Origin of the sequence: Mucilaginibacter sp. SMC90 (genome assembly GCF_022811725.1) — a bacterium.
In the GTDB taxonomy this organism is placed as follows: Bacteria; Bacteroidota; Bacteroidia; order Sphingobacteriales; family Sphingobacteriaceae; genus Mucilaginibacter.
On sequence record NZ_CP094527.1, the window covers coordinates 7,013,385 to 7,035,850 of the forward strand.

Sequence of the window (22,466 nt, forward strand, 5' to 3'; positions counted from 1 at the left end):
GCCTTAAGCTTTCAGCTCAAAAACTACCCGTTTATCCAGGTAAACTTATACTCCAGCATTGGGTTTTTCATGCGCTCGGCTACACGTAACAGGCGGTTTGGCAAGTTCATGATATAATCACGGGCCTTTTCGCCGGCTTCGTTAAGGTCGGGTACGCTTTCAATATGCCAGTCGGTAATAAGTTCTTTCAGGATGTCGACGTAGTCGATAGCTGTGTATATACCTAAACGCTGTGCAGCATCGGTAAAGTGGCCAAAAGTTTGACCAACCTTTAAACCAACCTCACGCAGGAAGTGGGCAGGCATTACAATCTTTTTGCGCATCATATCCTCAAAGGCTATCATGGCTTCGTTTGGATCTACTTCAAATATTTTTTCGATGAAGTATTTGTAGGCTTTAGCATGACGCGCTTCATCTGATGCGATAACACCGCACATTTTTGAAAGCAACGGATCGCCATATTTTTTTGCCTGTGAAGCCACACGACGGTGCGATACATTGGTTGCTAATTCCTGGAAAGAAGTATATATAAAGTTGCGGTAAGGATCATGACCGGTACCAATATCGAAACCATCGGCTATCAGGTATTGGGTGGAGATTTCCATCATACGCATGTTAACCCGGCCCGACAGGTACAGGTATTTGTTAAGCAGATCGCCGTGGCGGTTTTCTTCGCCAGTCCAATGGCGCGTCCATTTCATCCAGCCGCCTTCTTCATCGTCTGATACACCCTGCACCATAGTTAACCACGACTCATAAGTTGGCAAAGCCTCTTCGGTAATAGTATCACCAATTAATACGGCTATCAGATCATAGGATAAACCTGCGGCGCTTTCCTGTAGTTCTTTAATCTCGCTGAAAAATGAATCTCTTGAAGAATCGGGCAAAAAATCAGATGGCTGCCAGATAGTATCAATGGGCTTTAAATATTCATGTATTTTTTCTAACATGAACTTTTCAATGTGCACCATTACTTCTCTGCGCTTTTCTACAAAAAATTCCATAAAACAGGTATATTAATCAGCAAAGGTAACTAAATTTGTAACATTATGTTTTAAATTTTCACAGTGACAGGGCAATTGCGTCCTTCATACACAAGGGCAAATTTTCCATGTCAGGCTTTCCGTTAAACAGCGAAAAACTATCATTGTAAGCCCAAAGCATGCCAGGAATTTCCAGCCTTTTTAAAGCCCTGCGCACCGCCCCGATATACCGGCACCTGCTATCCATATCGGTATACTTATTGTAAACCCCATACTCACCGCAAATAATGGGTACATCGTATTTCAGGGCCCAGTTTTTAACAATTTGCAATTTATCGTTTATTGACTGTTCATTGCCATCGCGCGGGTACATACGGTAGTTACTTTCGCCGGGGGTATTTTTTGCTTTTGGGTTAAGTGCAGGAAAATTTTCCGCATTGTATGGAAATGATACCCCGGTGGTTGCTACCTGGTCGCCTACCCAACCCGCTCCCTGGTGGGTAAAAAAGAAAGGTTCATAAAAGTGAAAAGTATAAATAATATTATCGTCGGCAAGCCTTTCAAACCTGCTTAACTCATAGATACTATTGTAGTTTGATGCACCTACTATCAGGGTACGTTGCCTATCAATTTTACGGATAGCCGTAACCATATTATACGCAGCATCCTTCCACACTTTGGGGTTAATGCGGGGCGGCTCGTTATAGATCTCAAAAAATAGGTTGTCATAACTTGCGCTTTTATACCTTTTGGTTATTTTTAGCCACAAATCAATTATCCGGGGTGTTTCTGTAAGGTAATTATTATCGCTTAACCTGCCGTAATGATAATCTATCACCAGCCTGAATCCGTAAGTACGGCATTGCTCAACAACTTTATCAATATAGGTAAATAGCTGCGCAGTTGTTGCCGGGCTAAAAGAAGTAAAAGCAACAGGTAGCCTTATGCTTTTGAAGCCAAGCTTTTTGAGCAGCAAAAAATCGGATTTTTTAATTGCGTTTTGAGCCAGTGAGGTTTCGTTCCAGGTTTGTTCGAGCCATGAAATACTGATGCCGTTGTTTAAACTTTGGGCCCGTTTAAAAGCAACCGCCCGGGCTTGTTGCGGAATTGGACGGCTTTTTGCAACAGTATTCATTACTGTTAACAACAACAATAACAAACCTGTTTGAATTATCGTATAACGAATATTTCTATCAACCAATATTTAACTGATTTAATTTAAACAGCGGCCTTAATTTTTAATTACAATTCAAGATAACAAATAATGTTTGTTCAAATTACCAAAGAAGAATTAATTAGAGAGACCTCAAAAAAAGCGTGGTACCAAACCAATAACATCATTTGGACAATTATATTTCTGTACCCTCTTTTTAGCATTGTTGATTTCATTTACGCTACAAATTTCTGGCTTCAGTTTTTCATCATCCGCATTATAACAATCCTTATTATATACGGCCTGTTCAGCTATTTTCAGCATAAACAATTTAGTTATCGTATATTATTGCATATCAGTTTTTTCATGCTTTCCACAACGGCAGCTATATTGTGTAACCTGGTAAACATTCAGTTTTTAACCATTTACTTTATGCTGTTTGCCACTACCCTGCTGTTTTTTAACCTGCAGGCGTTTTGGGAGCCCTTAAACTCTATTATACAAACCTTGATGGCGCTGCTGCTGCTTGCCATTTTCTTTAACCTGCTAAGCGAATACAATCTCGACCTGGTTTTAAGCAACGGCGGGCAGATCTTCTTTATCATTGCAGGTATCTCCTGCCTGATACCCAGTGCGCGTTATAAGGTGATCCAGCGTGAAGTACGCTCGCAGATCATGATCGAAAAATCAAACGAGCAGCTTAAACAACAAAATAAGGATATCGCCGAAAAAAATAACCTCATCGACCTGCAATACGAGCAACTCCGCAAGCTCGACAGCCAGAAGAACAGCTTTATCAATATTGCCGGGCACGACCTTAAAAACCTTATCGGCTCAATAGTAATGAGCAACAATATGATCAAGGAAGAGGATTTCAGGCTCAGTACCGATCAGAAAGAGTTTGTGGGCTACATCTCCGAATCGGCCGATAAGATGCAGTATATGCTTAACAAGCTGATGGATGTTAAAGAGATCGAATCGCCGGATATGAAATTTAATATGGAGATCTTTGACATCAATGTTGAAGTGATGCATATTTTTAAAGGCCTGTATGAAACAGCCCTGATGAAAAATATCCACCTTATTGATAATATCCTGAAGCTGCCCCTTAACGTAAGGCTTGATAAGGTATTTACAGGCCAGGTGTTTCAAAACCTGTTATCAAACGCCATTAAGTTTTCGCAAACCAACAATAGCATTAAAGTGGTAACCAGCTTACAGCGCCAGCGTTTTGTTTTTGAGATCATTGACGAGGGTATAGCCATCGGTCAGCAGGAGCTGGAAATGATGTTCAACAAGCTTAAAACCCTTAATGATACATCGGGCGTTACCGAAAGCCGTTTAGGTTTAGGCTTATCAATTGCCAAATTGATGACACAGGAAATGGGCGGCGAGCTCAGCTACCGCAGCGACGATAGCGGCAATTATTTCAGAGTAGAATTTTACGTAATAAATTAATATTATATCAATGAATAAGTTTTTTACCTTATTAGCCTTTATACTATTATTCGGCACGGCTTCACGGGCACAGGGCAATAACATTGCATCTTTTAAAGCCTATGGTCATGAGGATGACATGATATACGGCATGAGTGGTGCTACTTCATTTTACTTCAAGATTACACCTTTGGTTGAAATGAATGGCAGTAAGCTGGTTTTATTTTTTGAACCTTCACAGGCGCTGGTAAAATCACATTCATACATAAACGTAGTTATTAATAACAAGCCGGCATACAGTAGCCGTTTGGGTCCGGATTCAATCCAGAAGATCATCCTTAACCTAAGCCGTACCGATCTGAGCCCGGATAAGTTTTTGAAAGTACAGATCAAAACCCTGCTTACCATTACTGATGACGAGTGTAAAGACCTTGATAACCCGGCTATGTGGTTAAAGATCAAAAACTACTCATACCTTTCGTTGGTTAAAAGCAATAAAAACTTTTTTGATAACGTAAACATCAGCAACTGTTTCGACTCTAAAAAAGCTATCGTTTACCCTTCAAATCCAAACCTGCATGACCTTAAGGCTGTGGCCTGGGCATATTCGAGGTTAAAAAAGACCCAAACACGCGATATTGCAGTTTACGAAGAAAGCAAGCTGCCCGATAGCGTTCGCAACTATATAAGGGTAGGTACTGTTGATAAACTACCTGCCGATCAGCGCGAACTGGTAAAAGTTACCCCACAGGCTAATCAGGGCTTATTTTACCTGCATAAATCGGTAAGCCTGCTCACCGACACCATTGTGCACATGGTTGATGTAAAAGGCCAGCTGGTACCTGTTAAAACCGTTACTCAGGAGCAGGCCCCTAAAGAAATATTGTTTGTTACCGGCGGCGATGATACCGGCTATGAAAAAGCCATTACCGCCCTGGGCAACATGAATATCCTTAACTCAACCTACGGCGATTACCTGCTTATAAACCAGGCCGAAAACACTTTCTTTAAAACCATCGACGAAAACCGTTCAAAACTATCTTTAAAGCAAATTGGCGGAGTAAGCGATTTCCTGTCGGGCATTGGCTCGTTAAAAAGCGCTTACAGCTTTAAAAACAGCGATTTTAGCTTTACCCCTAAAGAGGTGGAGATCCGTTTTATTGCCAATTACAGCGGCCTTGCCCCCGGCGACCGCGGTTTCTTTAACATTTACCTTAACGGTTTGCTTATCAGCAGCGAAAAACTTGATGCATCGGGCAAGCTCAACAGCTCCATCACCATTAACCGCTACCAGCACCATAAATATAATACGCTGGAGGCCGAATTCAGGTTTTACCCTACCAGCGGCAACTGCCGCAACAGCTTCACCAACTTTTTTGCCGAAGTTGATGTAGATAAATCATACCTCGAATCAAAAAACCCGTTCATCACCAGCGATCTGAGCTTTTACCAGTATCCCGAAGCTTTTAACAACGGTACCACCAAAATTGTGGTAAGCGAGCAATATGCCAAATATGCTGCCGGCGCAATGGGCGAGATCATTTATGAGCTTAACAATAACATCAACGCCAATAACTTCCCCGAGTTTGTTTACTCAAAAGATGTTGATGTTAATGACCTGAAGAAATACAATATCATTGCCCTGCTTGCAAAAGAAGATAAACTGCTTAATGAATTTCCTGATGCACCAATAAAATTCGACAAGAATTTCAGGCTGTATTATACCGATCATAACAAGCCGGTTTACCAGCTATCAGATACGGTATCAAACGGGCTGGCGCAGATCTTTTACGGGCGCAGCAACAACGCTACCCTGGTGCTTACAGCTACCGGTACGCACGTTGCCGATGCTTTCCTGGCGGTATCCAAATCCATTACCGAGCAGCTTTCAACCCTGTCAAGCAACGTTTGTATCTCTGATGTTAACTCAAACAAATACCTGTTCAACATCAACAAATCAAGCGAGAACCTGGAATACATTGATACCAAGAGCGGGCTTACCCGTTTCTGGGACAGCTATAACCTGTACATATTGCTGGGCATCCTGATCCTGATCCTGCTTTCGTTCCTGTATGTACGTTCAAAAGTTCAGAAATCGCAGGATCTGTTTAACGATTGATGCCGCTGCACATTGCATACAATTATCAAACCGGGCCTGCAACAACAACCGGTTTGATGATTGTTATTAGAGTCTGTCAATAGTTTCATACAAGACTGATAGATAGCAATGATAATCATACTATTAGCTTTAAGCCTTAAGCATTCGGCCTAGCTTTTATAAACACCTAATATGGATACACTGAGTATTTCTATTCCTGAAATTTTGGTTGCCGACGGGTTCATTTCGCCGGCCGACCAGGAAAAGATCCATGCTTTTTCGGAAAGATCGGGTATGTCATACCTTAAAATAGCCCTTAACTTTGGCTATGTTTCCCGCAAAAACTATGAACGCTCATTAGGCAATGCGGGCTATCAGCTTGCCGAGATCCGTAATGAAGCCTTCGACCAGAAAATCCTCGACCAGGTTGACCTTAAATTTGCCAACGACCAGCTGGGTCTCCCGCTCCGCATCGAAAACAATAAGGTGGTTACCATCATGGCCGACCCCAGCAATAACCTGTTCCTTGATTTTGTAAGATTTACTTACGATTTGGAACCCGAAGTTATTGTGGCCTCCGACCTGGAGGTTACCTGGTTAAGCCACAAGCTTACCGGCGAAAAATATGTAAAGGCCGCTGTTTTTGAACTCCTTAAACGCGACCCTAAAAGTTCGGCATCAACAACATTTACCACAACACAGCTTATTTTCATTTTTGCGTTGTGGGGCATTACCGCTATAGGCCTGTTCCTCAATTTCAAAACCGTATCCATCGCAATTAACCTTGTCATCAGCTCGTTTTTCCTGATCGCTATCATGTTTAAGCTGTTCCTGGCGCTGGTGGGCTCCCGCTTTGAACTGCACCAGGCTGTTACCAAAAACGATTTGCGAACCATTGTAAACGACGACCTGCCCGTATATACCATACTGCTGCCCGTTTACAAGGAAGATAAGCTGATCAAAAAACTCATCTGGAACCTGCAAAGTCTTGATTATCCGCGCGAGCAGCTGGATATCAAACTGCTTATTGAAGAAGATGACAATAAAACCCTCGGCGCGGTAAAAAACCTCGACTTCCCGGCTGTGTTTGAAGTTATTGTGGTGCCTTTCCACATGCCAAAAACCAAGCCGAAGGCCTGCAACTACGGTCTGCATTTTTCAAGGGGACAGTACCTCACCATTTACGATGCCGAGGACATCCCCGATACCGATCAGCTTAAAAAAGTAGTGGCATTGTTTAACAAGCTGCCCGAAAATTATATCTGCATTCAAAGCGCACTCAACTACTTTAACCGCAACGAGAACTTCCTTACCCGGATGTTCACGCTCGAGTATTCGTACTGGTTTGATTATATGCTGCCCGGTTTGGATACGCTGGATATCCCCATCCCGCTTGGCGGCACCAGTAACCACTTTAAAATGGATGTACTGATTGAGCTTGGCGCCTGGGACCCCTTTAACGTAACCGAAGATGCCGACCTTGGCGTGCGCGCCTATGCCAAAGGTTATAAAGTAGCCATTGTAAACTCCACCACGTACGAAGAAGCAAACAACAACTACTGGAACTGGATCCGTCAGCGTTCGCGCTGGATCAAGGGGTACATGCAAACCTACCTGGTACACATGCGCAATCCCGTAGCCCTTTGGCGTAAAGTAGGCTGGCGCGGTTTCATGGGCTTCAACTTTTTCATCGGCGCTACATCGGCTACGTTTTTGATTTACCCTGTGCTGCTCATCATCTTTATCTGTTACCTGATATTTGATTTTTCAACCATCCGCAATCTGTTTCCTGATTGGGTGCTGTTCATGTCGATATTTAACCTTATGGTGGGCAATATCCTCATGATCTATATCAACATGATGGCCGTATTTAAACGCCGCTATTTCGAACTGATTTTGTTTGCCATAGCCAACCCCATTTACTGGCTTATGCACTCCATGGCCGCTTATATGGGTTTGTATCAGCTTATCACCAATCCGTTTTACTGGGAAAAAACCAACCATGGTTTAAGTAAGGTTAATAACCCAACAAACGTTATTAAATGAAAATTGCCAAAAGCACATACCTGTTTCTATTTACCCTGGTACTGGCAGCCTGGTACCTTTTTATAGGCATCTACCTTAATAAACTGGGCTACTATAACCAGGAGAGCCTGTTTTATATCGAAAAAACAAAGATCGTGTTTGAGGGCCTGGGCAACCGCCTAAAAGTAATGGGCTTAACCGCCCCGCTGCTGCCTTTTTACTCCACCTTTATTTTTTCGACCATCAACAGTTACTGGGCACCCGTAATAGCATCGGCACTGGGTACGGCAGGCTTCTTTTACCTTATTTCTCGCTCGTTCCTTATCCGTGTTAAGGATGATTTTTACCTCTTTATGGTAGCCGTACTGTTTGTACTGCACCCCGGTATCATTTATATGGCCTGCTCGGGCAAAGCCATTTATTTGGTGGTAACCTTTGTGTACCTGTTTTTCCTTAACCTGCTTAAGTTTTACCGCTCAAACACCACGTTTCACGTATCTATAGCCAGTATGTGTTTGGTAACGCTCATTTTTTGCGATTACCGCTTTATCTGGCTCACGCTGTTCTTTATTCCGCTGGTGCTGTCCATAACGCTGGCCAGCCTTAACCTTGGCGAAAAGGAATCCATTTTCAGGCTGTTCATGAGCTTTAACAGTCCGTCGTTACGGCGTAAGCTTATCAATAAAACTTTTGCCATTTACGTGATCCTGTTCATCCTGCCGGTGGCATCGCTTGTCTGCTATCAGCTGCTAAACCAAACCCACGCCAGCGACTATAACTATTTTATGGAAAGTCCGCTGGCCACCTGGAACGTACTGGTCGACAAGCTTAATTACGATACCACCGTAACCGCCGTAAACTATCAGCTGCCCGAACTCAGCATCCTGGTATCATTACGGGTTATTTATTTTTGTCCGCTCATACTATTTGGTCTGTACCTGCTGCGCGAAAGCACTTACCACGTACTAACCGTACTTACCCTGTTTGCCTTTGTGGAGTTTTTACACATTAAGTATGATAAGCTGTTCCTTACCTATCAATATTATCTTATATTTTTATTTGTAGCGCTGTTATGCATCATATTTAAGGTGCATACCATAAAAAACAAGCTGGCAGTTAAACTGGGCCTGGCCTGCGTAATTGTGCTGCAGCTATACACCGGCTACACCTTTTTAACCCACTCGCTCATAACCGACGAGCGCCGCTTCATCACCACCCTTAACCGCTTGGAGCCCAATACCGACCAAAGCGAAAGCAAGGAAATGGCAGCCTACATCAACAGCCTGCCCGATGGTACGCACATCCTCATGGACGATGCCGTATCATACCCCATTGTAGCCTTTACCAACAACGTTAAAAAAATAACCCTGCCCTACCAGCTCGACACTTTCCTATCGGCCATTGAAACCCCCTATAAATACGACGACTATATCCTGATAGCCACCGCCAAAAACCCTTTCACCGGCTACACCCAGCTTAACGACAAATACATCCCCGAGATCCGCCGCCTCAACAGCGGTGTAAACTACAAACGGGCGTATGAAACCGACGGCTGGATTTTGTATAAGGTGGTGACCTTGCAGTAGTTTTTTCAGTTGGCAGTTTGTGGTTTTTAGTGGCAGCTGCAGTTGCAGTGGCCTGTCATCCTGAGTGATAACGAAGGATCTTCTTCACCATTTACGACCGCTTTACAGGGCGAAGAAGATGCTTCGTTTATACCCATGAATAATAAATGAAGGATGTTCCCGTCAGCAGGTAAGCTTCGGGTGAAAACGGGCAGAACAATGGTGACCTTGGGCGCTGGAAGGGCATAGCAAGTTTTTGCAGAAGCGTTGGGAAAGCGGGTGCAGGGCAAAATAATTGCAGCCGTGGTTCTGCCCGATTTGCAGGGCAAAGGCCTGTGGGCAAAGAAGCCTATCTGCTGACTTGACTTTTTGGGTACTTTTGTGTCAAGACAAAAGTACCTGGCCCAGCGCGGCCAAGAGCGCGACGATGTAAGTTCAATACCACTAAGCCCGTTACTTACCTCCCGGGGATTGCTTCGTTCCTTATAATAACGTGGTGAAGATGTCATTTTACCTTCAGAGTCCATCAGATTTAAATCACTCAGCATGACAACCATTTTTAATGCTACCCTATCAAATCAACATTACAAAAATCCTTAATTCCGAAATCGAAAATCCCAATTCCGAAATCAAAACAATGGCGTTGCCTGCGGCCCGGGCTTTACGCTGCAAATCCTCGCCCCGGCCCCAGCGCGAAGGCCTGTGCGGGCTGTGGGTTTTCCGCTGCAATCCCTAACGCGGCCGGGGCTCAGGGCCGGAGGGATAGTTGCTGGCTTTGCTTATTGTTTAGCCTTGCATGCGGGCCACAAGGTACAACCTTGCGGCAGCGTTTTGATTTTTTTGCTACCGTAAGGCTGTGGTAGCTGGGAAAAGATTTATTTCGAGACTATTCTTTCAATTACCGATCCCATAGTCTGATCAAGATCTTTTTTCTTTAATTCGCATTGAAATATAACAATTACTTTCCATCCCAATTTCTCCAGCTTCCTCATATTCAAATTATCTCGTTCTTTATTTCGAAAGATTTTGGTTTCCCAAAATTCCACCCTTGTCTTTGGCAATGCAGATTTAATGCATCCGATATGTCCATGCCAAAAACAACCGCTAACAAAGATTACAGCTTTATATTTCGACAAAACGATATCTGGCGTTCCTGGAAGATTCTTCCTATGAAGGCTGAATCTAAATCCATATTTAAATAAATATTTACGAACAAGCAATTCAGGGGCAGTATGTACTCCTTTGATATTTCCCATTATTTCACTTCTCCGTTCTTTAGACACTGTATCCACTAATCACCTCCTTTAATTTTACAAAGCAAAAACCATACTATTTTTGATAAATATTTTTTTGGTAGTAATATCTTTACTTATATATTGCATAAACTTTATCAAATTTATATGGCAGATAGTTTTAATGAAACTCAGCTTCCTGCTGGGACGGTATCGGCTTATCCAACTAAGAAATTTTTCATGTCGATGTTAACTCGAGATATAGCTCTTACAGATGCTATAATGGATTTACTCGATAATTGCATCGATGGCATACAAAGGCAAAAAAAAGAGCTTGCAATTGATTCACAGCTTCCATATTCTGGTTTTTACGGTGAAATTACTATAGATGAAAATCAATTTATTTTAAAAGATAACTGCGGGGGTATCCCGCTAAACACCGCGACAAATTATGCTTTTAAAATGGGGAGGTCAGATAGTTACCATGATGATGACAATCTTGAAACAGTTGGGATGTACGGAATCGGAATGAAAAGGGCCATTTTTAAAATGGGCTTAAAAGCGGAGGTTGTGTCTTACCATAAAGATGATATTTTTAAAGTTGAAATTCCCGAAGATTGGTCAAGCACACCTGATTGGTATTTTAAATACAACAGCTTAACAAAAGAAGATATAGACGAAATGCTCAGTGAATTTGGCACACTTATAAAGGTGACAAATCTCCACAAAAATATAGGCTTTCAATTCAATGATAAAAGCGGCTTCATTAAAAATTTAGCCATCGAACTTAGGAATCATTATGGTTATTTAGTTCAGCAAGGCTTTCGAATTACCTTAAATGGAGTAAATATCGAGCCCTTGGTTTTAAATATATTAACCTCGGAAGATTTTGCAGAAAAATCAATCAAACCATATGTTTATTCAGCCAAAATTGAAGACATTACGGTTGAAGTAATTATAGGTTTTTATAGGCCGCTGGCAAACTATGATGAGATAGAAGCTGAGTTAGATGGCTCAATCGCTAAATCTTTAAGTGAAAATGCAGGAATAACAGTAATATGTAATGATAGAGTTGTTTTATATTGCGATAAAACGTTTTTAACCGGGTGGGGGGAATCTCCTGTGCCCAAATATCATACACAATTTATTGCTATAGCAGGTGTTGTACATTTTAGGTCTAACAATCCAATAAATCTACCAGTAACTACAACAAAAAGAGGGCTGGATACCAGTTCTGCCGTATACGCTGAGGTTAAAAATAAAATTAAAGACGGGCTTAAATATTTCACTTCGTTTACAAATAATTGGAAAACCCCAAGCGAACAAAGAACAAAACTTTTTGAAAAAGCTGTTACAATTAATGCACTACAGCCAGGACAAACGAAATCAAATTTAATTAAGCTGGTAGATGCAAAAAAAGGAGAAACTGCTCAATACCAGATACCAAATCTCCCCAAACCCGATGATGCTGTCAGAGAGAAATTTGTTACGATAACTTTCAATCGTGAAAAAACAAAAGTAGATGATATAAATAATTATTTCTTAGCAGGCCAAGCAAAATCGGCAGCTGAAGTTGGCGGATGGTGTTTCGATCAATTAAGCTCGCAAGTAGAATAAATTATGGATAAACCTAAGATTACCGGGGCTACTATTCCGTATCAATTACGCCCACACAAAGCGATTGAAAGAAACCTATTTATTAATCTCCTAAAAAGAATAGATTCATATAAAAATATCGACCTTAAAAATTATAGATACGTAGGTTTTGGAGCAGCATTTTTAGAGGATTTCAAACTTTTACATTTAGATATCGGTATCCAAGACATGGATTGCATTGAAATGGACGAGAGCGCATATTCAAGGCAACTCTTTAACAACCCATATTATTTTGTTACTGTACATAACCTGTCAAGTACAAAATATATCGATGAAGAATTTAAATTTGATAAAAACCAAATCATTTGGCTTGACTATGCAATGCCTAAACAATTAAGGCAGCAACTTAAAGACATCGAGTTGGTTTCAGCCAAAATGACTAAATTGGATATCTTGAAGGTTACTTTTAACGCAAAATTAGCTTCATTTATATCATCCCACTTTATCAAAAACGAGAAAGGATTGAATTGTAGAGAAACTGATTATAAAACTATCCTAAAATTCCTAAAAGATGACCCCTCCTATCAACTTTATTTACCAGATAACATACAAGTAAAAGACCTTTTGGATTTTTCAGCGGTAGTGAGAGCGATGGCGGTACGTGCTGTGGAACGAGGGCTTTCAAGTGGAAATAAGGAATTCAAATATCAACATATTTCCTCTTTTTTATATGCTGATGGGCAGGAGATGACAACAATTACAGGAATAATTACCACAGATGAAGAATTTGAACAGATCCTGTTAGAAAGCAAATTAGGCGATTGGGAGTTTTATAAGAAAAAATCATCCAGCTCTGAATTTATTGCGCCAATTGAAATAAGTGTACCTGCAATGACTGTTTCCGAAAGGATAGAAATTGATAGAAGAATACCTTCTAAAGATATTAGGGAGCTTGCTAAATCATTGGTTTTCTCTTATGGGACAAATGAAGACGAACATATTCAACTTATTGAAGGATATCATAAATTTTATAAATATCTTCCTTATTATTCTAAGGTTATATACTAAGAGATTCTTTCACTGCTGTCAAAACTTTTTCTGCGGCTATCGGGCAAACACTATTTCCTATTTGCCTAAAACTATGCCACTTGGTTTCATGGAATTGGAACCAATCCGGAAATCCTTGTAATCTCGCTGCTTCTCTTGGTGTTATAACACGTGCTTCAGTAGGGTGAATTGGCCTTACCGCTTGATAACTACCTTTAGTGCTGTCTGTTCCTGCTCGTAATGTGGGGCAATATCCATCTTGCCTTAATTTCACTGATTTCGAAACGCTATCCTGTTGCCCGGGCTTAAGATTTGCATATCTGAACGCTATTGCAGGAGCATGTTTAGTTCCAAAGCATCCAGATACTTCTTTGTCTTTTAAAAAACGATTAATCGCTCCATCATCTCCTAACCCATCGATTATCAAATTCAGTGAATTCAGGTAACGATGCTTATCAAAAAAGGAAATTTTTTGCCAGCTGGAACTATAATCTGTCCAACTGTCAGAAACCTTTATTGGCAACCCTTCCAATGCATCTTTAACGAAATTTGAATTTATAGTTTTCAAATTTGTTATGGCTTCAGGTATCAGCTCTGCTCCTGAAATATCTCGTCTAACACCAATAAAAAAAACTCTCGTACGTGTAGTCGCCGCGCCAAATTCAGATGCATTAATTTTGATTGGTTCCAATAAATTGTAGTCGGACTCAACAGTTTTAAAAGCATTCTTCCTAATTTCCGAATACTTTTCATTTAATATGCCGGGAACGTTTTCCGCCATAAAAAAAACCGGCTTTATTTCTGAAGCAAGCCTAAAGAAGTGATCAAAGAGCTTATTTCGATGATCATCCAAATTTCGCTTTCCGATGGTACTAAACCCTTGACATGGCGGACCGCCTATCAGCCCACATAGTTCATCACTTCCTAATTGGGTCAAATTGGATAATTCCCTCCCATTTAAAGATGAAACATCTTTGCAAATATGTGTTGATTTCGGAAAATTGCGAGAGTGGCTATCGATTATCCTTTTTTCATATTCGACAGCACCAATAAGATCGAAGTTAGCTTTTACCGCTCCTAATGAAAGACCACCCACTCCGGAATACAAATCGATTACTTTAGACGTATTTGACATCAAATATACATTGGAAATAGGTTTCGCAAAGATAGGATTAATAAATCTATCGGTCAATAGGCGATGGAGTGATAACTAAGATCAATATACGCTAACGTTAGTCCGAATTGACCACACAAGTTCCTTCCCCATCTGGCGCGAGTATGCAGCGTTTCCAAAAGCGTGGCGTACTCGTGACTTTTTAATCTGTAAACCTATAACCGGATTTATCAATTAATCTGTAAACTTTATTAGGACGATATAAACTATAACTATAGGCCACGAGTACACAGCCCACAAACCACACCCTGCATACTCGCGCCGGATATGCGAAAGTTCAAAGTCTCCCCTACAGGAGGAGATTTACAGGTGACTATTCAGCATCCTATTCACATTCCCCGCACTCATCCCAAGCCGCTCGGCCACCTGCCGTTGGCTTAGTCCTTCGTCGATTAATTTTTTGGCCTCCCGGCGCATCTGTTCGCGTTCTTGCTTTGAGGTTTCGCGCAGGTGGTTTTTCTCGCAATCATTGCGCGTAAAAACAAACTTTAAAAAGCCATTATGCCGCTCCAGTTGGGCAAGGCATACGTTATCGGCACCATAAGTCTCGGCAGTGCTGCGTTGCTTAATCTGCTTTAAATACCGCTGGCCGGGCATGGAGTGGCTTTCGCCCATGGCAAAGGCGCTATCGCAAAAATTGATCAGCATTTTACTCCCCTGCAAATCATTGCGGCTAAGCGGCAACCGCGGGTTACGCTTAGGGGTATGAGCCAGCACCAGGATGCTTATCCCATGGCGGGTTTTAAGCTTTTTCAGTTCCTTCATCAGCAACAGGGCAGCCCCAGCGCTTTCGGTTCCGTTGCGCAGGCAGGTAATATTATCAATAATGAGCACCCGGGCATCCGTACGTTTAATGCCCCGCGTTAAAGCCTCAATCACATACCTGTCCAGCTTTTGATAGTGCGAGCTTGCACGGTTAAACTGGTTGTATTCGCCGCGGTAAAATTCGGAGGCAAAATGATAGCGGTTTTGGCCGTCGGTATAGCGTTGTTCAAACTGCTTGCCGGTGAGTTCAAAATCAATATACAACACCGGCGAGGCTTCGGCCCCGAGCGTAAAGGGAGCAATGGGTTCGCCGCGGGTAATACTGTCGGCCAGCTGCACAGCCAGCAGGCTTTTGCCCATATTGGTATCAGCAAACAGGATGCACAGTTCGCCCTCCAGCCAAAAATTGCCAAACAGCATTTGCGGCGTTTCGTGTTCGGTTTCCATAGCCATCCACTCGTTGGCCGGATAAATATCAAACAGCTCAACCACAGCATCCGGATCAGAAATAACCACCTGCCCCTTACGCGCAAGCTTAGCCGCTGTTTCCCGCACATCTTTTTCAATCATCTGGATAACCATGGGTTTTTCTGAAGTATGGTCCATAAATATCATTGCCCCGTCCCGCAATAAAAGCAGGAAACATCCATCGTTACTTGCCGCTTACCCACCGGCAATCATGAAAGGCACTCAAATTTACCCACTAACAAGCCCCGCAATGGTGGCACTATTTTGTCAGTGTTCAGTTTTTAAAAACGGGGTGTTCAGCGCTTAAAAACCAATTTACATAAACCACTGATTATCAAATACAATCTGTTCAACTCAGGATTTTGAACAGATTTACAGATTTATAAAACACTGATTATCAGGAGTTCAATTTTACAGAAAAACACAAAGTGTTTACACTTTCAAAAACTGAACAGTATGCATCAGCAACAGGATCCCGCCCTTCCCTGCGGACGGACACCCATCATTATCAAACAAAAAAGGCCCGCCAACCCGGCCGACCTTCTTCAAATTCTTCTACCTAACCTAATACCGTTATTCCTTGCTCTTCTTTTTAGCTGGTTCAACATATTTTTCGCCGAGGGCTTCGAGGGCGGCTATCAGTTTCTTTCTTTCAACGGCGTTGTCGGGTACGGTAGCCAGCTTTTCGCGGCGGGCTTCCTCCACTTTACGGATCTTTTCGTCGAAAGCCTTGTTGATCTTATCGAGTTCAGGCGTGGTATCCAGTTTGGCTATTTCTAATTTAATTTGGGCTGCTAATTTTTCAAATTCCATAGGGCTATTTTTGGAAGCGCAAACATAAAAAAATGATTGTAAGTTATCATTACCACAATGAAAAGTATGTGTATTAACTTACGTTTTTTGTTAATAGCGCAAGAATTCGTACCGCTTCATAACAGGTTCAAACCAACTGCCGATCGATACAAAAGTTCTATCAACGCAAAAAGCCTTAGGTATTAGCTAAGGCTTTTGCATTGTTACACCATTAAAGGTGATAAAGGGTGGCACCGACCTACTCTCCCACGTTTTACCGCAGTACCATCGGCTCTGGCGGGCTTGACTTCTCTGTTCGGAATGGGAAGAGGTAGACACCGCCGATATAGGCACCTGAATTTCTTTAAGTTAGTGGTTGATTATGTGAGTGGTTAAGTGGTTCTTGTCTGATCATTTACATGGTTTATAGCTTTAAAACTACTCACCTAATCAACCATTCACCATTCACTACCATTAACATGACATATTATTGAAAGAAGTGATTGAATTTAAGAGAAAACAACAGCTTTTGTTGTTTATCTGTTTGTTTTGTTTCGGATGAGTGATTGGCTTCGTTTGCAGTTTTGCAACTACTCACTTAATCAACCACTCACCTTAATCCGTCACGAAGAAAGCTTCGGGCAATTAGTATTACTCGGCTATGATGTCACCACCTTTATACCTGTAACCTATCAACGTAGTAGTCTCCTACGACCCTCAATGGAAGTCTCATCTTGTGGCTAGTTTCGCACTTAGATGCTTTCAGCGCTTATCTATTCCCAACGTAGCTACTCTGCAGTACACCTGGCGGCATAACAGATTCACCAGAGGTTAGTCCAACCCGGTCCTCTCGTACTAAGGTCAGCCCCACTCAAACTTCCTACGCCCACAACAGATAGGGACCGAACTGTCTCGCGACGTTCTGAACCCAGCTCGCGTGCCACTTTAATGAGCGAACAGCTCAACCCTTGGGACCTTCTCCAGCCCCAGGATGTGACGAGCCGACATCGAGGTGCCAAACCTCCCCGTCGATATGAGCTCTTGGGGGAGATCAGCCTGTTATCCCCAGCGTACCTTTTATCCTTTGAGCGATGGCCCTTCCATGCAGAACCACCGGATCACTATATCCGTCTTTCGACCCAGCTCGACTTGTCTGTCTCACTGTCAAGCAAGCTTTTGCTATTGCACTCCGCGTACGGTTACCAAGCGTACTGAGCTTACCTTTGAAAGCCTCCGTTACCTTTTTGGAGGCGACCACCCCAGTCAAACTACCCGCCAAACAATGTTCTCCTCTTTGAAGAGTTAGACACCAGATACAGAAAGGGTGGTATTTCAACGTTGACTAAATGACTCCTGGCGAAGCCACATCACAGTCTCCCACCTATCCTACACATCCTGTATCCGATATCAATGTTAAGCTATAGTGAAGGTGCATGGGGTCTTTCCGTCCCGTTGCGGGTAACCGGCGTCTTCACCGATACCACAATTTCACCGAGCTCATGGCTGAGACAGCGCCCAGATCGTTACACCATTCGTGCAGGTCGGAACTTACCCGACAAGGAATTTCGCTACCTTAGGACCGTTATAGTTACGGCCGCCGTTTACTGGGGCTTCAATTCAATGCTTCGCCTTGCGACTAACATCCCCTCTTAACCTTCCAGCACCGGGCAGGTGTCAGGCCATATACGTCATCTTTCGATTTTGCATAGCCATGTGTTTTTGTTAAACAGTCGCCTGGGCCTTTTCACTGCGGCTGACATTGCTGCCAGCGCCCCTTCTCCCGAAGTTACAGGGCCATTTTGCCGAGTTCCTTAGCCATGATTCACTCGAGCACCTTAGGATTCTCTCCTCGACTACCTGTGTCGGTTTACGGTACGGGTTTTTATTACCTGAAGCTTAGCGGGTTTTCTTGGAAGTCTGATTACCTGAACTATCACCTTGTCCGAAGATTCGGTGTACTATCAGCTTTCAGCATAGTCTGCGTACTTAACTACAAACTATATACCTACGGCCTTTAACGAACTATTCCGTCAGTTCGCGTCAGTGTCACTACTCCGTCACCGCATCGCAGTAATAAAAAGTACTGGAATATTAACCAGTTGTCCATCGGCTACGCCATTCGGCTTCACCTTAGGCCCCGACTAACCCTGATCCGATTAGCGTTGATCAGGAAACCTTAGTCTTTCGGTGGGCGGGTTTCTCTCCCGCCTTATCGTTACTTATGCCTACATTTGCTTTTCTATTTCCTCCACAGTCAGTTACCTTCCTGCTTCGCCGGCAAATAGAATGCTCCCCTACCAGTCATATTAATATGAATCCATAGCTTCGGTATACTGCTTGATGCCCGTTTATTATCCATGCCCGATCGCTCGACTAGTGAGCTGTTACGCACTCTTTAAATGAATGGCTGCTTCCAAGCCAACATCCTAGCTGTCTGTGCAATCGGACCTCGTTAGTTCAACTTAGCAATAATTTAGGGACCTTAGCTGATGGTCTGGGTTCTTTCCCTCTCGGCCATGGACCTTAGCACCCATAGCCTCACTCCAGCGTATATTATAAAGCATTCGGAGTTTATCTGGATTTGGTAGGATTTGACTCCCCCGCACCCAATTAGTAGCTCTACCTCTTTATAACTCAACCGCCAGGCTGTTCCTAAAAACATTTCGGGGAGTACGAGCTATTTCCCAGTTTGATTAGCCTTTCACCCCTACCCACAAGTCATCCGGAAACTTTTCAACGTTTATCGGTTCGGTCCTCCAGTACCTGTTACGGCACCTTCAACCTGCCCATGGGTAGATCACAAGGTTTCGCGTCTACCTCCCCTGACTATACGCCCTTTTCAGACTCGCTTTCGCTTCGGATCCGTGTCTTAAACACTTAACCTTGCCAGGGAAGAGTAACTCGTAGGCTCATTATGCAAAAGGCACGCCGTCACAGATTGCTCTGCTCCGACCGCTTGTAAGTACACGGTTTCAGGTTCTATTTCACTCCCCTGTTCGGGGTTCTTTTCACCTTTCCCTCACGGTACTGGTTCACTATCGGTCTCTCAGGAGTATTTAGCCTTACCGGATGGTGCCGGCAAATTCCCACAAGGCGTCTCCGACCTCGCGGTACTCAGGATACCACTATCCTACTATTCATTACCCGTACGCAGCTCTCATGCTCTATGGCCAGGCTTCCCATCCTGTTCCGGTTCTGTTTAATATTCATGTTGTGGTCCTACAACCCCCATATTGCCGTAACAATATAGGTTTGGGCTTCTTCCATTTCGCTCGCCACTACTCTGGAAATCACTATTGTTTTCTCTTCCTCTGCTTACTTAGATGTTTCAGTTCGGCAGGTTAGCGCATTTATGCAATTATCCTTCAGATAATTAGGTTTCCCCATTCGGAAATTACCGGATCAAGTCCTATTTGCAGATCCCCGGTACTTATCGCAGCTTATCACGTCCTTCTTCGCCTCTGAGAGCCAAGGCATTCCCCGTGTACCCTTTCTTACTTTCTTCTACTCTTGCGCCTTTTGCGCCGCAAGGTATGTCTTTATTTTAGATTAGTCGTATTTGTTCATTAGTTCATTGGTTCATTAGTATTGCTACTTATTTACCTTTGAAGCTTTTGTTCAAGATACAACGTCTCTATCTGTTGTTTTCTCTTGTTTTCAATTACTTCTTCCAATATGTCAAAGAACGTTTTGATCCTCCGTCATTCTTTCATTAAGTCATTATGTCATTTTTCAATGACTCAATGACCTGATGACTTAATGACTTCCGGTTCAATGTGGAGAATAACGGATTCGAACCGTTGACCCCCTGCGTGCAAGGCAGGTGCTCTAGCCAGCTGAGCTAATCCCCCGTTAGATGGGCTCGTTCATTTGTTCATTCGTTCATTCGTTTATTGGTGCTTTACCAATCCACTAATGAACCATTGAACTAATGAACCCTGTGTAGTCCCGAGCAGATTTGAACTGCTGACCCCTACATTATCAGTGTAGTGCTCTAACCAAGCTGAGCTACAGGACTGTGTTATTTCGGATTTCGGATTTTCGATTTTAGATTTTTTTATTCTTCAAATCGCAAATCGTAATCTCTTACAATCCCGCCTCTCAGTTGTTCGCACAACTTGATGGCTTCATCTTCTGGGTTTTCCTTTTGTTTGTGTGTTATTAGTATATGATTGCTCTCGCTTTGTGATCTTCGCTTTTCAACTACTCACCACTTAACTTAATCAACCATTTAACTAAATTTAAGAAATATCATGTAGGTAACAGTTCCAAGCTACTTCGCGGAAACTGCTCCAGAAAGGAGGTATTCCAGCCACACCTTCCGGTACGGCTACCTTGTTACGACTTAGCCCCAGTTACCGACTTTACCCTAGGACGCTCCTTGCGGTTACGCACTTCAGGCACTTCCAGCTTCCATGGCTTGACGGGCGGTGTGTACAAGGCCCGGGAACGTATTCACCGCGTCATTGCTGATACGCGATTACTAGCGAATCCAACTTCACGGGGTCGAGTTGCAGACCCCGATCCGAACTGTGAACAGCTTTAAGAGATTGGCATCCTGTTGCCAGGTAGCGGCCCTCTGTACTGCCCATTGTAGCACGTGTGTAGCCCCGGACGTAAGGGCCATGATGACTTGACGTCGTCCCCTCCTTCCTCTCTATTTGCATAGGCAGTCTGTTTAGAGTCCCCACCTTAAATGCTGGCAACTAAACATAGGGGTTGCGCTCGTTGCGGGACTTAACCCAACACCTCACGGCACGAGCTGACGACAGCCATGCAGCACCTAGTTTCGTGTTCCGAAGAACTGTGACGTCTCTGTCACATTCACTAACTTTCAAGCCCGGGTAAGGTTCCTCGCGTATCATCGAATTAAACCACATGCTCCTCCGCTTGTGCGGGCCCCCGTCAATTCCTTTGAGTTTCACCCTTGCGGGCGTACTCCCCAGGTGGAACACTTAACGCTTTCGCTTAGACGCTGACCGTATATCGCCAACATCGAGTGTTCATCGTTTAGGGCGTGGACTACCAGGGTATCTAATCCTGTTTGATCCCCACGCTTTCGTGCCTCAGCGTCAATCATACTTTAGTAAGCTGCCTTCGCAATTGGTGTTCTGTGACATATCTATGCATTTCACCGCTACTTGTCACATTCCGCCTACCTCAAGTACATTCAAGCTCTTCAGTATCAAGGGCACTGCGATAGTTGAGCTACCGTCTTTCACCCCTGACTTAAAAAGCCGCCTACGCACCCTTTAAACCCAATAAATCCGGATAACGCTTGGATCCTCCGTATTACCGCGGCTGCTGGCACGGAGTTAGCCGATCCTTATTCTTACCGTACATTCAGCTTGATTCACGAATCAAGGTTTATTCCGGTACAAAAGCAGTTTACAACCCGTAGGGCCGTCTTCCTGCACGCGGCATGGCTGGTTCAGACTTCCGTCCATTGACCAATATTCCTTACTGCTGCCTCCCGTAGGAGTCTGGTCCGTGTCTCAGTACCAGTGTGGGGGGTCATCCTCTCAGATCCCCTAAACATCGTAGCCTTGGTATGCCGTTACCACACCAACTAGCTAATGTTGCGCATGCCCATCTTGATCCTATAAATATTTGATTATATTGCGATGCCACAACATAATGTTATGCGGTCTTAATCTCTCTTTCGAGAGGCTATCCCCCTGATCAAGGTAGGTTACATACGTGTTACGCACCCGTGCGCCACTCTCACAGGGAGCAAGCTCCCCGATCCCGTCCGACTTGCATGTATTAGGCCTGCCGCTAGCGTTCATCCTGAGCCAGGATCAAACTCTCCATTGTAAAATGTTTTGTTTTAATCACTGACCCTATTATTAATTAATAGAATCTGTTTTTATTATTTCTTATTACAGATTCCGCTTTTTATTGTAACTCTTCAGCTCCTGTTAGCCTTAGCCTTCAGTCGCCTCCCGTTACGCTACATGATTTCCATTTCTTAAAAGAACTTGCTCGCCTCATCATCCGAATCAGCTATATAATCTTTTGGTTGTTACACCGCTTTGATTTGTCATTTTTATTAAGCCTTGAGAATCGCTCTCCTCAGCCTAAGAAAACTAATCACTCTCGCTTTCATTTCCTTCGTTTTAAACTCCTTC

The 22,466-nt window shown here is 43.2% G+C and carries 13 protein-coding genes, 2 tRNA genes and 3 rRNA genes; 6 read left to right on the plus strand and 12 right to left on the minus strand.

The window, feature by feature from the left end:
- Positions 1-23 precede the first annotated feature (23 nt).
- Both MTO98_RS29235 and MTO98_RS29240 read right to left on the minus strand, forming a co-directional pair.
- Positions 24-1,004: an acyl-ACP desaturase gene (locus MTO98_RS29235; protein WP_243482567.1), complete on the minus strand. Its 981-nt coding sequence runs from the start codon at positions 1,002-1,004 to the stop codon at positions 24-26.
- A gap of 58 nt (positions 1,005-1,062) precedes the next feature.
- On the minus strand, positions 1,063-2,118 hold the full coding sequence (locus MTO98_RS29240) for a glycoside hydrolase family 5 protein (protein WP_243482568.1): 1,056 nt from the start codon (positions 2,116-2,118) through the stop codon (positions 1,063-1,065).
- Positions 2,119-2,247: 129 nt separating this feature from the next.
- Here MTO98_RS29240 and MTO98_RS29245 point away from each other — a divergent pair, with 129 nt between their 5' ends.
- The 4 genes from MTO98_RS29245 to MTO98_RS29260 all read left to right on the plus strand — a co-directional run bounded on the left by MTO98_RS29245 (position 2,248) and on the right by MTO98_RS29260 (position 9,282).
- Positions 2,248-3,594, plus strand: coding sequence for a sensor histidine kinase KdpD (locus MTO98_RS29245; protein WP_243482569.1), 1,347 nt, complete (start codon positions 2,248-2,250; stop codon positions 3,592-3,594).
- Positions 3,595-3,604: 10 nt separating this feature from the next.
- Entirely contained in the window at positions 3,605-5,692 is a 2,088-nt protein-coding gene (locus MTO98_RS29250; protein ID WP_243482570.1) for a cellulose biosynthesis cyclic di-GMP-binding regulatory protein BcsB, read from the plus strand.
- A 171-nt stretch (positions 5,693-5,863) separates the two neighbouring features.
- Positions 5,864-7,717: a glycosyltransferase family 2 protein gene (locus MTO98_RS29255; protein ID WP_243482571.1), complete on the plus strand. Its 1,854-nt coding sequence runs from the start codon at positions 5,864-5,866 to the stop codon at positions 7,715-7,717.
- The gene (locus MTO98_RS29260; RefSeq protein ID WP_243482573.1) at positions 7,714-9,282 is read left to right on the plus strand and encodes a hypothetical protein; all 1,569 of its coding nucleotides are present in this window, start codon (positions 7,714-7,716) and stop codon (positions 9,280-9,282) included. Before MTO98_RS29255 ends, MTO98_RS29260 begins: the two co-directional genes overlap by 4 nt.
- 26 nt (positions 9,283-9,308) lie before the next feature.
- On the opposite strand, the gene MTO98_RS29265 is transcribed toward MTO98_RS29260, so the two are convergent.
- Together MTO98_RS29265 and MTO98_RS29270 are read right to left on the minus strand one after the other, a co-directional pair.
- Positions 9,309-9,809, minus strand: coding sequence for a hypothetical protein (locus MTO98_RS29265; RefSeq protein WP_243482575.1), 501 nt, complete (start codon positions 9,807-9,809; stop codon positions 9,309-9,311).
- Between the two features lie 327 nt (positions 9,810-10,136).
- Positions 10,137-10,517, minus strand: a complete 381-nt coding sequence (locus tag MTO98_RS29270; protein ID WP_243482577.1) for a very short patch repair endonuclease — start codon at positions 10,515-10,517, stop codon at positions 10,137-10,139.
- Between the two features lie 144 nt (positions 10,518-10,661).
- Between MTO98_RS29270 and MTO98_RS29275 the strand changes: the two genes are divergently transcribed.
- Both MTO98_RS29275 and MTO98_RS29280 read left to right on the plus strand, forming a co-directional pair.
- Positions 10,662-12,110, plus strand: coding sequence for an ATP-binding protein (locus MTO98_RS29275; protein WP_243482579.1), 1,449 nt, complete (start codon positions 10,662-10,664; stop codon positions 12,108-12,110).
- A gap of 3 nt (positions 12,111-12,113) precedes the next feature.
- On the plus strand, positions 12,114-13,157 hold the full coding sequence (locus tag MTO98_RS29280; RefSeq protein ID WP_243482581.1) for an O-methyltransferase: 1,044 nt from the start codon (positions 12,114-12,116) through the stop codon (positions 13,155-13,157).
- On the opposite strand, the gene MTO98_RS29285 is transcribed toward MTO98_RS29280, so the two are convergent.
- The 8 genes from MTO98_RS29285 to MTO98_RS29320 all read right to left on the minus strand — a co-directional run bounded on the left by MTO98_RS29285 (position 13,147) and on the right by MTO98_RS29320 (position 22,152).
- Positions 13,147-14,328 (minus strand): DNA cytosine methyltransferase, encoded by a 1,182-nt coding sequence (locus MTO98_RS29285; protein WP_243482583.1) that lies wholly within the window; start codon positions 14,326-14,328, stop codon positions 13,147-13,149. The two genes, MTO98_RS29280 and MTO98_RS29285, sit on opposite strands and share 11 nt — an antisense overlap.
- A 285-nt stretch (positions 14,329-14,613) precedes the next feature.
- Positions 14,614-15,681: an AAA family ATPase gene (locus MTO98_RS29290; RefSeq protein WP_243482585.1), complete on the minus strand. Its 1,068-nt coding sequence runs from the start codon at positions 15,679-15,681 to the stop codon at positions 14,614-14,616.
- Between the two features lie 435 nt (positions 15,682-16,116).
- On the minus strand, positions 16,117-16,356 hold the full coding sequence (locus MTO98_RS29295; protein WP_146750056.1) for a hypothetical protein: 240 nt from the start codon (positions 16,354-16,356) through the stop codon (positions 16,117-16,119).
- 225 nt (positions 16,357-16,581) lie between these two features.
- Positions 16,582-16,693, minus strand: a 5S ribosomal RNA gene (gene rrf, locus MTO98_RS29300).
- Positions 16,694-16,960: 267 nt separating this feature from the next.
- Positions 16,961-19,840: ribosomal RNA gene (locus MTO98_RS29305) — 23S ribosomal RNA — on the minus strand.
- Positions 19,841-20,112: 272 nt separating this feature from the next.
- Positions 20,113-20,186: transfer RNA gene (locus tag MTO98_RS29310), tRNA-Ala, on the minus strand.
- Between the two features lie 92 nt (positions 20,187-20,278).
- Positions 20,279-20,353, minus strand: a tRNA-Ile gene (locus MTO98_RS29315).
- A 278-nt stretch (positions 20,354-20,631) separates the two neighbouring features.
- Positions 20,632-22,152, minus strand: a 16S ribosomal RNA gene (locus tag MTO98_RS29320).
- Together the 16S, 23S and 5S rRNA genes with 2 tRNA genes alongside form the textbook arrangement of a ribosomal RNA operon.
- Positions 22,153-22,466: the final 314 nt, after the last annotated feature.